The organism is Acinetobacter sp. 24-47-62 (assembly GCF_056779765.1).
Genome location: NZ_JBWYIN010000009.1, coordinates 45,754 through 58,632, shown reverse-complemented (window position 1 = coordinate 58,632; position 12,879 = coordinate 45,754). Strand labels below are relative to the sequence as shown.

The 12,879-nt window shown below is 37.4% G+C and carries 9 protein-coding genes; 4 read left to right on the top strand and 5 right to left on the bottom strand.

Annotated elements, in window-relative coordinates; translation table 11 throughout:
- Window positions 1–182: 182 nt before the first annotated feature.
- Window positions 183–1,409, bottom strand: a complete 1,227-nt coding sequence (locus tag AC1M87_RS08425) for a pyridoxal phosphate-dependent aminotransferase (RefSeq protein ID WP_035265512.1) — start codon at window positions 1,407–1,409, stop codon at window positions 183–185.
- A 215-nt stretch (window positions 1,410–1,624) separates the two neighbouring features.
- Here AC1M87_RS08425 and AC1M87_RS08420 point away from each other — a divergent pair, with 215 nt between their 5' ends.
- Window positions 1,625–1,807 carry a hypothetical protein gene (locus AC1M87_RS08420; RefSeq protein WP_179997905.1) on the top strand — a complete coding sequence of 61 codons (183 nt, stop codon included), beginning with the start codon at window positions 1,625–1,627 and terminating at the stop codon, window positions 1,805–1,807.
- 42 nt (window positions 1,808–1,849) lie between these two features.
- On the opposite strand, the gene AC1M87_RS08415 is transcribed toward AC1M87_RS08420, so the two are convergent.
- The 4 genes from AC1M87_RS08415 to AC1M87_RS08400 form a co-directional block, all read right to left on the bottom strand.
- Window positions 1,850–4,744, bottom strand: a complete 2,895-nt coding sequence (locus tag AC1M87_RS08415) for a calcium-binding protein (RefSeq protein ID WP_481593442.1) — start codon at window positions 4,742–4,744, stop codon at window positions 1,850–1,852.
- A gap of 261 nt (window positions 4,745–5,005) precedes the next feature.
- Window positions 5,006–6,448: a sensor domain-containing diguanylate cyclase gene (locus AC1M87_RS08410; protein ID WP_481593441.1), complete on the bottom strand. Its 1,443-nt coding sequence runs from the start codon at window positions 6,446–6,448 to the stop codon at window positions 5,006–5,008.
- A gap of 145 nt (window positions 6,449–6,593) precedes the next feature.
- Window positions 6,594–8,009 (bottom strand): diguanylate cyclase, encoded by a 1,416-nt coding sequence (locus tag AC1M87_RS08405; protein ID WP_481593440.1) that lies wholly within the window; start codon window positions 8,007–8,009, stop codon window positions 6,594–6,596.
- A 76-nt stretch (window positions 8,010–8,085) separates the two neighbouring features.
- A complete protein-coding gene (locus tag AC1M87_RS08400; RefSeq protein WP_481590310.1) occupies window positions 8,086–8,871 on the bottom strand; it encodes an A1S_2505 family phage non-structural protein in 786 nt (261 codons plus the stop codon).
- A 190-nt stretch (window positions 8,872–9,061) separates the two neighbouring features.
- On the opposite strand from AC1M87_RS08400, the gene uvrB reads away from it, so the two are divergent.
- The 3 genes from uvrB (at window position 9,062) to rarD (ending at window position 12,859) form a co-directional block, all read left to right on the top strand.
- Window positions 9,062–11,083, top strand: a complete 2,022-nt coding sequence (uvrB, locus tag AC1M87_RS08395) for an excinuclease ABC subunit UvrB (protein WP_481593439.1) — start codon at window positions 9,062–9,064, stop codon at window positions 11,081–11,083.
- Window positions 11,084–11,205: 122 nt separating this feature from the next.
- Window positions 11,206–11,808: a lipocalin family protein gene (locus AC1M87_RS08390; protein WP_035265500.1), complete on the top strand. Its 603-nt coding sequence runs from the start codon at window positions 11,206–11,208 to the stop codon at window positions 11,806–11,808.
- 106 nt (window positions 11,809–11,914) lie between these two features.
- The gene (gene rarD, locus AC1M87_RS08385; protein ID WP_481593438.1) at window positions 11,915–12,859 is read left to right on the top strand and encodes an EamA family transporter RarD; all 945 of its coding nucleotides are present in this window, start codon (window positions 11,915–11,917) and stop codon (window positions 12,857–12,859) included.
- The last annotated feature ends 20 nt before the right edge of the window (window positions 12,860–12,879 follow it).

Genomic DNA, 12,879 nt, shown 5'->3' with positions numbered 1-12,879 from the left:
TTTTTAAAAAATCTCTGACTTTTATCCAATCCTAAAAGCACACTTTTTTCGCTTCAGTGAGCGAGCGTACTAAACAAAAGGTTTTATGTTGCGTATTGGGTTATGTAGGTGCATGAAGGGGTTTAGATTTAATAAAAAAACCCGCGAAAATCGCGGGTTTTTGATCTGATTAATTTATCAGATTATTTTTCAGCTGCGATAGAAGCAATTGCTGCATCTACGCCTTCGATTGAGTCAGCTGCTTTTTTGATACGTGCAAGCGCATCAACCAATACTTCATCTGCTGTTGCATATGAAATACGCATATAACCGCCTAAACCGAATGCATCACCAGGAACAACCGCAACACCAGTTTCTTCCAATAACCATGCAGAGAATTCTGTGCAAGATTTTAAACCTTTTGCACGGATCAATGGACGAATATTTGCATAAGCATAGAATGCACCGTCAGCAGGTAAGCATGTAATGCCTTTGATATCATTCAAGCCATTAACAACTAAATCATGACGGCGTTTGAAAGCTTCAATCATTGGTTTAAGTACATCTTGAGGACCATTCAATGCAGCTTCTGCCGCAACTTGCGAAATTGAAGTTGGGTTAGAAGTAGATTGTGATTGAATTTTCTTCATTGCGCCGATTAATTTAGCAGGACCTGCTGCATAGCCGATACGCCAACCTGTCATTGCATATGCTTTAGATACACCGTTGAGCACGATTACGCGATCGTAAAGATCTGGTGCAACTGTAGCAATGTTATAAAACTCGTCGTCCCAACGAATTGGTTCGTACATATCATCAGAAGCAACATATACTTCAGGATATTTACGAAGAACTTCAGCTAATGCTTCTAATTCTTCTTTGGTATAAATCATACCTGTTGGGTTAGAAGGGCTGTTTAAAACAACTAGGCGAGTTTTATCAGTAATTGCAGCTTCTAATTGAGCTGGTGTGATTTTGAAACGTTGTTCTTCACCACATTTAACAATAACTGGCACACCTTCTGCGATGATCACCATATCTGGATAGCTTACCCAGAATGGAGCAGGGATGATTACTTCATCGCCTTTATTTAACAATGCAAGCGCAAGGTTAAAGAATGATTGCTTACCGCCACAAGAAACGAGAATCTGGTTAGCAGCATAATCAAGGTTATTATCACGTTTTAATTTAGCGATAATTGCTTTTTTAAGACCTGGCGTACCGTCAACTGCGGTGTATTTAGTGAAACCGTTGTTAATCGCTGCAATTGCTGCATCTTTGATGTGTTGTGGTGTATCGAAATCCGGTTCACCTGCACCTAAACCAATAACGTTTTTACCAGCAGCTTTAAGTTCTGCAGCTTTATTGGTCACAGCAAGCGTTGGGGACGGTTTGATGGCATTGACACGATCAGAGAGACGTACGTCCACGGCAGTATTCCTTCTTATAGGGATTAAAAAATAAAAAGCACACTATCTTAGCTTAAATTGAATGTTTTAGTCGTCCAATATCTAGGCAAATTAGCAAAAAATCACGAAATTCACCGAATTTTAATGAAATGATACATATCCACATTAAACAACGTGGGTCGCATAAAAAAACAAATTTCCGTACAATAGCGTTAGATTGAAATGAGTAGTCTCAAATGAGTTCGGAAAATTCTCCCAAAAAGAAGCCTGTAGTGAATCTTCCATTTCCTATCAAGCAAGTGAATGACGCAAAGCAAGCTGATGAAGAAATCGAAGATTTACGTCCAAAGCCTCAGCGCTATGCTGATCGCACATGGATGCCGCCACGTGGTACACGTCGCTCAATGGGTAAAAGATAAAAAAATAGGTGCTTTAAGCACCTATTTTTTTGCGGTTAAGAATTACACGTAACTTAAGTTTTGATCTAGAGTCAGTAAGTTGAATGTAGAACCGTCTTTAAATACGATTGATTCAACTTGATGTGCTTCACCTTTTGCCCAATCTTTAATAGTGATTTGATCAGCAGAATCTTTAAGTTTGATGATACGATCATTCCCAGAGTCTTGAACGAGTAAATCATCAATTGAGATACCAGCACCAAATTGAATGGTATCTTGACCACCTTTTTCATAGATTGTATCTACTCCAAAGCCTTGATCAAAATAGTATGTCTCGTTACCAAGATCGCCATACAATTTGTCGTTACCAATACCACCATTTAAGATGTTAATTAGACCCCCGTTTGCGATTAAGGTGTCATCTCCAGCGAGGCCTTTTAATTCGTTATTTACGAATTTGCTACCTGTGATAATGTTGTCAGATTGGTTACCCGTACCACTTTGTTGAATTTCTGATCCAGCAATCAAAAGTTCTTTGATTGGATTGATCAGCGTAAGGTTTTCAACATTTTCGGTTAATTGATACTGATCTGCAGAACTAATGACAGTGTCTGTACCTTCATAGTTGTGTTCAAGTACGAAGTCATATTTTGATTGAACATAATAGGTATCGTCACCACGACCACCTACGAGGACATTGATGCCTTCACCACCTTTTAGAATGTCATTGCCCCAACCACCAAAGAGCAGATCATCACCTTTACCACCTACAAGCGTATCGTTGCCGACACCGCCTTTAATGATGTCATTACCATCTTTACCGTTTAAGGTACGTCCGAAAACAGAGTAAGTGCTGATAATGTTGGTATTAGGGTTAAATAAGTTTGTCGCTACTGCTACAGAGCCAGCCAAATCACCTGCATATGCATAAGCAAGTTGAGTCAATGTATTCACAAGTTGATCACGTGAAGAGAAGCCATCGTCAAGTACTTCACCTTTGATGAATTGTCCAACGAAGTTTAAGCCCTCAGTCACGATTTGATTCACAACATCAAAGATACTCGCACCAGCTTTTAAGTTCGCTTTAACCACATCACCTAATAGCTCTAAATACCAAGTAAACGGACGGCTATCACCACCATTCAATTGTGAAGTATCAACACCTAAATAGTGATCAAGAATACTTAATGGTGTGATGCCTGTCCAATCACCTAGCTCGCCACCCAAGTTTTCAAGAGCTTGCGATGCATCCATAAGTACCAATCCAAACTTACCATCAGAGCTTGGTAAATATCCTGCTGGAACAATAGTCTCGCCATCAGCATTTTTAACGCCATTCAAGAAATTGTCAGCTAAAGTTTTGATCAATACATTTGATGCTTGCCAGAATTGTTCATCCGTAATATAGATGCCTTTATCTGCAAGTGATTTACCTGTTCCTAAACGAACATATTGATAAAGGAAGTTCTGAGGATCAGCTGTTGCAACAGCTTCAGCAACTTTTAACCAGTTTTTAGTACCTTGATCCACTGCATCGTTTGATGCTAAATCTTCTTTGATCACGGTATAAATAGGGCGCCAGAAGTTTTTACCTTGTAAAGAACCAGTTGACATAAACTTGTTATATAGTTCTTGAACTTGTTTAAATGCAGATTCACTTACGCGGTAACTAAATTGATTGTCAATTTTGTAGAATTTAGGACGACCGTCATCTGATGGATTAGATTGATCTGGTTGTTTTGGTTGACCCCATTCTCGATCAAAATGTGAGTCTGAAGGTGGAAGAGTGGCACCAATATCCTTACCAATATTTACGATAATGTCTGAAATTTGATCGATAATCGCATCGCCGGCTTTATGAATTTCTTCAAAACCAGGAATGAATTTATCACCAACTTTAACCAATGGCGCAACGCTATCTAATAAATCATTCACGATGCCATCTTTGCCGATAATCAAATTTCCAACCAGCTCACTTGGAATTTTTAAAATTGAATCAAGGCTAAGTTCGCCATCTTTCCATTCATTTTTGTGGTGTGTATCTTTTGCTTCCACATTTGAGCCGAGGGCTTCACCAGCACCACTGAGTAAATTCGATGCTGCATCGATAATGCGGTCACCTAACTCATGAACAACTTCAAATGGTTTACCAAGTAGAGCATTACCTGCTAGGCCAATAGGTGAAGCCACATCTAAAACTGTATTGACTAAATTTGCTGTTGTGACTAAACCATTACCTAGTAACTGAGCTGGAATAGAAAGTACTGAGCTAAATTTGAAATCAGGAACATAATCGAAAATAGGTTCAAGTGTATTTTCAACTTGATTTGCAACTGTATTCACAATTGATTTTAGATTTTCAGTAGCTGATGGAAGCTCTTGAGACCATTCATTGTCATAATGCGTATCTTTAGGTTCAATAGTCCCGCCAATCGCTGAGCCAATGTCATGAGCCACATCAGAGACAGCATCAATAATCGTATCACCTGCTTTATGAACAACATCAAAACCAGGGATTAGCGCATTTCCTGCAATAGCAATTGGTGCAGCAGCATCAAGAATATCATTGGCAATATTGGTTGCACCGATAATGGTGTTTCCAATTAAATCCCCAGGAAGGCTTAAAATATTATCTAAGCTGAGTTCTTTGTCTTCCCACTCATTTTTATGATGAGTGTCATTCGGTTCGATGGTTGCACCAAGTGCTTTACCCACTGAATTCACTGCATCTGAAGCTGCATCAATAATTTTATCACCAAGTTCGTGCACTGCTTCGAAAGGTTTGCCAAGTAAAGCATTACCTGCTAAACCAATAGGAGAAACTACATCAAGAACAGTATTCACAGCATTGGTGGCAGCGATTAGACCATTACCAACGAGTTGAGCTGGAATTGAGAGAACTGAACTTAATTTAAAGTTAGGTAAGTAATCGAATGATTTATAATTGAACAAAACCATTGTTATAGTCTCTTATAAAAATAAAGTGTTTTTAATCATTGTTCGTGATTAAAGTGTGATGAGAATCACATTTTATTAGTTTAAAATCAATTGCTTTTGTTAGACAAGATCATGAATTTTTTGTCATAATTTAATGAAAAATATAGTAAAGCTTATATGAGAAGAGAATAAGATTGATTTTTTTCAAAAAAACACCAGTGCAAGTACTGGTGTTTCAAGAGCAAATAAAATGTATGATCTAAAAAATATAAATATTATAAGCTATTGTTTTTTATTGGATAAATATTTGTAGTATTGTCTCTTATGATCATACATGGATTGATCTGCACGCTTTAACATATCTTCAATTGTTTCATTCTCAAGGCTTGTAGCAAATCCCATTGATGCACTGATGATATGGTTAGAATAATATTGATTATCGATATTCAATAATTCTTGAATGGTCAAAATCGTCGACTGAACGGTAGTTTCATTTGCACCTTGCATCAAGATAACAAATTCATAACCTCCAATTCGAGAGGCTGTATAACTGGTATTGTGAATCGTTCTACTTAAGATATTACCCATTCTGCGTAAAATCTCATCACCTGCATCATGACCAAAGTGATCATTAATCGGTTTAAGACCATTCATATCTAGAAAAATTGCAGATACTGGACGAATAAGTGCGCGTTCCAATCGATGGATTTCTTCAGTGTAGAACGAACGATTTTTGAGTTTTGTTAAAACGTCGTGTTTACCTAAATATTCTAAATAGCTCTCAGCTTTTTTTCGCGCTGTAATGTCCGTTAGGGCAAGTTGTACAAGCCCCCAATCTTCTTCATAACCTGGAAACACAGTGAATTGAAGTAAAACATAGCGAATTGAACCATCCAAAGCATAATTGATCGCTTCACGACTATGATGAATTTTCCCATTCCATAGTTCGATCAATTGTTCCTTAAAAGTTTGATGCATTTCTTTCGAGAAAACTTTTTTTAGATTTTGAAATAAATCTGATTTCGTCGATGCCTTGAACAAATCCAATGTTGCTTTGTTGACGTCTAGTAATACAATGTCTTCAATGCATTGTTGTACGAAATCTTGATGCACATCTAAAAAAGTTCTGAAATCATCAATACCAATTGATTTAAGATGATCGAGTCTTAATTTAATGCGACTAAAGTCTTCAACCCATAATGATGTGGGTGAATAACTAAATCTTGCTTCAGCTAATCGACGATTTTTTTCTTCTAAACGCCGAGCTTGCATATAACCACTAATATCTTCTGTAGTAAGCAAAATACGGTCTAAACTTTGTTCTGAACCAGGTAAAACGACAGCTCGCAGTTTTATGTCTAAGGGTTGACCACTCAAGGTGAAATTAGTGGTTGTACTTGTAAACTCTAATTCACCCTTCCAAAGTGCAACTAATTCCGCTACATGTGCATCAAACATTTGATGTTGGAAAATGGTGCTTAAATTTTGGGTGAGATGTTTAAGGCTTTGTGCTTCAAAAAGATCGAGTGTTTTTTGATTTACTTTAACAATCTTAATTTGATGTGCGCATAAAGTCACAAGATCTGGATTTTGCTGAAGATGTAAAGCTAAATCAGTAACCCCATCACTACGCCATTGGTTAAAGATGGTTTGAATGGCACTAAAATCTTCCAACCACATTGGGATAGGAGATAAATCAAAAATTGATGAATCAAGTATCTCCATAACTATCCTTGAACTTTTCTTTTAAAACAATAAATTGTGGATAATATAGCACTAAATTATTTTGATATAAAATTCAAATTTTTTATTATTTACGTGATTTAAGACACTTTTTTGAGCTAAGCTAACGTTGAGCTAAATCCTAAGCTCAATTCGTTAGATTTTTATTTTGATAAAAATGATGCTTGTTAATATACATGCATTTATCTGCACGGCGTAACATATCTTCTAAGGTTTCGCCTTTAAGTCTTGTGGCATGTCCGAGTGAAACGCTGATAGAAAGATGAGGGTGATCTAGATTATGTTGATGTATTTGAGTTTCAAGATCATGAACAAGGATTTTAACTTGCTCAACATCGGCATGAGGCATCAATAATACAAATTCATCGCCACCTATTCTAGAAATTGAAAAATCTTTTTTGTGAGTGACAAATTGAAGAATTTCGGCAAAGTTTTTTAGATACTGATCACCGACATCATGTCCGAACTGATCATTGATGATTTTTAAACCGTTCATGTCAATGTAAATACAAGACACTGGATAGAGATCAAGTTGCTCAATCCGTTCAATTTCTTCATTGAAATAAGTTCGGTTATGTAAATCAGTTAAAATGTCATGTTGACCCAAATAATGTAAGTGATTTTCTAATTTTTTTCGCTCAGTGATATCTGTAAGGGCGACTTGTATCACCGCCCAATCATCTAAATTATGTGGAAAAATATTTAATTGTTCTAAAACGAAGATTTGTTCTCCATTCGCGTTATAGAAACTACTTTCTCGCTGTTGATATTCTTCATGATTCCACAATTGTAGTAACTGGCTTTTAAAATTTTCCAAACGTTTAATATCAAATAAATCATGAGAATGATGTAAAAATTGAGATTTATCTTTCACAGCAAAAAGTTTGAGCGCCGCTTCATTGACATCAATGAAATTTATTTGCTCAAAGCATTCCACAACAAATTCTGGATGTTGATGAATGTGTTGGTCTAAATTCTCAATGTTTTGCAAACGGAGCAGCTCAAATCTTTTTTTAATTTGGCTAAAATCCATGATCCATAGTGCTGTTGGATTATAAGTAAATAAAGATTCGGCAAAATGACGTGCTTTTTGATATTGGGAAATATCTTCGGTGGTCATGAGTAGGCATTTCCAATTATCCTCATAACCTTTTAATTTCATACCGCGTAATTGAACATCTAAACGCTTTCCATTGGTCGTATAATTGATCACTGGAATATGATGTTCAGTATTCTTCCAAAGTGATACAAAAAATTGGATTTGGAAAGTGCTGACTTCAGGATGAAGGAACTTCTGAAAACTTTCTAAAATTTCTTCTAAGTTTTTTGCTTCATACAGTTTAAGCGTACTTTGGTTAACACGTAAGGTATGAATCGTACTCAAGCAAAGGTGGAGACGACTGTGATCCTCCATTAAATATGCTTCAATATCGTCAATACCTTCAGCAGTCCATTGTTCGAAAATTTGTTTAACACCGCTGAAGTCTTGTAGCCACATCGCAATTGGAGATAAATCAAAGATGGTCAGATCTAAATGATCCATAGATGCGAGCCTTGGTGTTTAAAATTCATTCATTTATACAATATAAGTGAATGAATCTTATAAAATCAACATCTTATTAAACTGATTTTTTTGCTCGATGCTCAGGTTTTGGCGCAGAAATTGACTTAAGCCCTTGCCAAACATCAACAAAATCTTGTTCATTCATTTGGTAGAGTTCAAGTAAAGCCAATACCACACCACCCATCATGAATGCACGATCGGACTTCGGTTCATATTGGAAGGTTTGATCTTTTAGATGATAGAGGATATCTTCGATTTCAAATATGCGTTCACGTCCATTACTATCCACGGGGAACATCGGCGTTTCAATCAAAATATTGGCTAGTTTCTTTTCAGATTCATTTAAATTAAGTTGCTCAAATGCCGTTTCTAAAGAATCCGCGAACAGTAGTTCGGAAGAAAAAATGGCATGTAATAAAGGTTGGTTTAATTTAGGAAAGGTTCGTTCAACGAAAGGTTTAAACGAAATCGGGAAAATCACATTTTTTGATATACCTTTGAACATTGGGGCTATTTCAGCAACTTTGTAACCTGCTACACCACAACCAACGGCTGTAATAAAATACTTAATCTTGGGGTGGTTTTTTGTATAGATCTTAAAATCATTGATGTAGTGTTCAATCTGGGATAGAGGCATTTGTTGCAAATGCTCATTCATGGTGGGTATTGCATAGCTCTGTCCAGCCCATCCGCGGCCAGCACCTTTAATCGCACCGAAATGTTGAAGTGCAATTTTTGCAGCACCACCTGCATGAGTGCCTGCTAAATTACTACCAAATACAAATACTGTATCTTCATTTAAACTGTTGATAATCGTTTCATCGTGATATTGGTAAGTCATAGTTTTTTACATCAACATGCAATTTAAGTTTATGGTGCAATTGATTGCTGTAAGGGTCAAGTAAAATTGATTGAATTTATGGTTTTCACCCTCATCATCAGATGAGTAAATCATAAAGATTTGAGCAAGCAAGCCATGCATTACCAGTGTTATTGCATATTTTCATCATCTGTATAGCGAGAATTATCGAGTGAGTGACAGTCGTCCATTTGAATTAGTAACTAATTACGAGCCTGCAGGTGATCAACCTCAAGCGATTGAGAAACTTGTTAAAGGAGTAGAACAAGGTTTTAAGGATCAATTGTTATTAGGGGTAACAGGCTCTGGTAAGACCTATACGATGGCGAATGTGATTATGCAATTACAACGTCCTACTATTGTAATGGCACACAACAAAACCCTTGCGGCTCAACTCTATGGAGAATTTAAAGCTTTTTTTCCACATAATGCTGTTGAGTATTTTGTAAGTTATTACGATTACTATCAGCCAGAAGCATACGTACCGTCATCTGATACTTTTATTGAAAAGGATTCTGCTATTAATGATCACATCGATCAGATGCGGTTGTCTGCAACGCGTGCTTTGCTTGAGCGTAAGGATGCTATTATCGTTGCTTCGGTATCCGCCATTTATGGTTTAGGTGATCCTAATGCATATATGAATATGCTCCTACATATTGTGACAGGTGATCGAGTCAGCCGTGATGAGTTGATTCGTCGATTGGTAGAAATGCAATATACGCGTAATGAACTCGAATTTTTACGAGGTACTTATCGAATTCGTGGAGAAATTCTTGATATTTTCCCCGCAGAGTCAGAACAAAATGCAGTGCGGATTGAGCTATTTGATGATGAAGTGGATTCGATCCGCTGGTTTGATCCCTTGACTGGAAAAATGATTCGTAAAGTCCCACGAATTACGATTTATCCAAAAAGTCACTATGTGACGCCTAAAGATAACTTGCAGCGTGCCATCGAAACGATTCGTGAAGAACTCAAAGAGCGCTTGGCATATTTCAGAGCTGAAGATAAATTGCTTGAAGCTCAACGTATTGAACAGCGTACTCGATATGACCTTGAGATGATGCAACAGCTTGGTTATACCAATGGTATTGAGAATTACTCGAGACATTTATCAGGTCGACCAGCTGGAGAGGCCCCGCCAACGCTTTTCGACTACCTGCCTGAGGATGCATTACTTATTATTGATGAATCGCATGTTACGGTTCCTCAAATTGGTGCGATGTATAAAGGCGATCGTTCACGTAAAGAAAATCTAGTGAATTATGGTTTCCGCTTGCCAAGTGCATTGGATAATCGACCAATGAAGTTTGAAGAGTGGGAACGTATTATTCCTACTACAATTTATGTCAGTGCGACGCCTGCCAATTATGAATTAGAAAAATCAGAACAAATTGCTGAGCAGGTGGTGCGTCCAACAGGGTTGATTGACCCCGTCATTGAAATTCGTCCAGTATTGACTCAGGTGGACGATGTCCTTTCGGAGATTAATCAACGTAAAGACAAAAATGAACGTGTCTTGGTCACAACGTTAACCAAACGCATGGCTGAAGATTTGACGTCATATTTAAAAGAGTACGGGATCAAAGTGGCTTATCTGCACTCTGATATCGATACTGTTGAACGTGTGAAGATCATTCATGAATTACGAACAGGTGTCTATGATGCATTGATTGGAATTAACTTACTCCGTGAAGGTTTAGACATGCCTGAGGTATCTTTAGTTGCAATATTAGATGCCGATAAAGAAGGCTTTTTACGCTCAGAACGTTCACTTATCCAAACCATTGGTCGTGCTGCTCGAAATGTTGAAGGAAAGGCTATTTTATATGCGGATCGGATTACGGATTCAATGCAAAAAGCGATTGATGAAACGGAGCGTCGCCGTACCAAACAAATTAATTTTAACTTAGAACATGGCATCACTCCGCGTTCAGCAGTCCGCCAAGTCATCAAAGAGATTGATACTGGTGAAGTGTATGATGATGAGTCAATTGATGAGAGTGTATCGGGACAAGCACGTGCATTAAGTGCGGATGAGCGCCATATAGTTTCCGATCCAAAACTATTGGCAAAACATTTGGCTAAATTAGAGAAAGAAATGCTCAAAGCTTCGAAAGAGCTTCAGTTTGAGCAAGCAGCGCGTTTCCGTGATGAGATCGTGCGTTTAAAAGCACAGTTAATTCAGTGATTTAATTTACAGAAAACACTGTAAAATCATCACATAACGTAACATTAAGCCGAAAAATAACCATTATTGTAGAAGAGTAAATGAATACTCACAAACAAATTCAATAAATAGGGGTTATTTAGATGATCAAGAGTCTCCCATCTGCTGGTTTCAATGTTAGCAAGATTGTATTGGGTGGTGCCTTATTGGTTGGTTTAGGGGCAGCAACGATGGTTTATGCTCAGGACAAGCCACTCAATACTGTTGAAAAAGTTGAACTCGATAAATACTTAGGTGTTTGGTATGAAGTAGCACGTAAGCCACTTTATTTCCAAAACAAGTGTGATCGTGATGTAACTGCGACATATACATTAAATGAAAATGGTAATGTGACTGTTGATAACCGTTGTTTTACCGCTGACGGTAAAGTTACCCAGTCAGTGGGTGAGGCATTTGTACAAAATCAGCCATTTAATACAAAATTGAAAGTCAGTTTTTTGCCGAGTGCTATTCGATGGTTACCAGTTGGTCGTGGCGACTACTGGGTGCTGAAACTGGATGAGGATTATCAAACTGTACTCGTGGGTGAGCCTAAACGTAAGTATATGTGGGTACTTTCTCGCACGCATAATCCTGATCAAGCAGTCGTGAATGAGTATCTTGATTATGCTAAATCTGTTGGTTATGACTTAAGTGATGTGATACGTACAAAGCAAACGGGTCAACAACCTGGTTCAACAAAATAATGTTGAAAATGATGAGAACCACGCTAAAGCGTGGTTTTTTTATGCATCGACATCTATTGATATGAATTATAGCTATAATATCGTTTGGTAAAAATTAGGTTCAGATATGTTAAAAGGTATAGCATTGTCAGTTATGGCATCAGTGACATTTGGGGTGCTATATTTTTATACGTATTTTCTTAGACCACTAGACAGTGAGCAGACCTTTGCTTGGCGAATGTTAGCAACATTACCTTTTTTAACGCTGTTTATGTGGTGGTCGGGTGATCTAAAATATGTTAGAGAAATTTATAATAAAATTTACAAACAACCATCTATTTTAATTTGGCTCTTGATCAGTTCGTTTTTGTGTACAACTCAACTCTGGTTATTTTTGTGGGGACCAATCAATGGTCGGGGGCTTGAGGTTTCTTTAGGATATTTTTTGTTGCCTCTGGTGATGGTTCTCTTTGGTTGCGTTCTTTACAAAGAAAAGCTCTCAAAGTGGCAAATTGCAGCAGTGTTTTTTGCAATTCTTGGTGTCAGCCATGAAATCTGGCGCATCGGTAGTGTGGCATGGGAAACCATGTATGTTGCTGTGGCTTATCCGATCTACTTTTTTTTAAGAAGAAAATTTGGAACAGATCATTTAGGTGGATTCTGGTGGGATTTATTGCTGGTGATTCCAGTTGCTGTTTTTCTAGCATTTTTTTATTCAAACACATTGCCCCTGATCATTGAGTTTAAATATCTCATTTTAGCCGTACTAGGTCTAGGTTGCTTAAGTGCCTTAGGGCTTGGAAGTTACATCTTGGCGAGCAGATATCTTCCATTTGTGATTTTTGGGTTATTGAGTTATTTAGAGCCGATTTTGTTGGCAGGAGCATCAATGGCAATGGGTGAACGCGTGGAAGCAGGAGAATGGTTGACTTATATTCCAATTTGGTTTGCTGTATTGCTCCTTATTTTGGAAGGTGCAATTTATCTCTATCGTCAAAGAAGAACTGAAAAGTTACTTCAATATCAACATAAGAAACTACAATCGCGTCTAGCCCAAAAAGATGAGCACTAAGTTTCATGTAATTACATAAG